This window comes from Vibrio sp. RW, assembly GCF_027587105.1.
Classification (GTDB): domain Bacteria; phylum Pseudomonadota; class Gammaproteobacteria; order Enterobacterales; family Vibrionaceae; genus Vibrio; species Vibrio toranzoniae.
The window spans coordinates 1-364 of record NZ_JAPPTM010000097.1 but is presented as its reverse complement, the minus strand read 5'-3'; the positions used below and the strand labels follow the sequence as shown (position 1 = coordinate 364).

Below are 364 nucleotides of genomic sequence, written 5' to 3'. Positions count from 1 at the left end.
CGTCGAGCGGCGGACGGGTGAGTAATGCCTAGGAAATTGCCTTGATGTGGGGGATAACCATTGGAAACGATGGCTAATACCGCATGATGCCTACGGGCCAAAGAGGGGGACCTTCGGGCCTCTCGCGTCAAGATATGCCTAGGTGGGATTAGCTAGTTGGTGAGGTAATGGCTCACCAAGGCGACGATCCCTAGCTGGTCTGAGAGGATGATCAGCCACACTGGAACTGAGACACGGTCCAGACTCCTACGGGAGGCAGCAGTGGGGAATATTGCACAATGGGCGCAAGCCTGATGCAGCCATGCCGCGTGTATGAAGAAGGCCTTCGGGTTGTAAAGTACTTTCAGTTGTGAGGAAGGGGGTA

The 364-nt window shown here is 55.2% G+C and carries 1 rRNA gene; it reads left to right on the top strand.

From position 1 onward, the window contains the following. A 16S ribosomal RNA gene (locus OCT63_RS21475) occupies nucleotides 1-364 on the top strand; the annotation flags it as partial.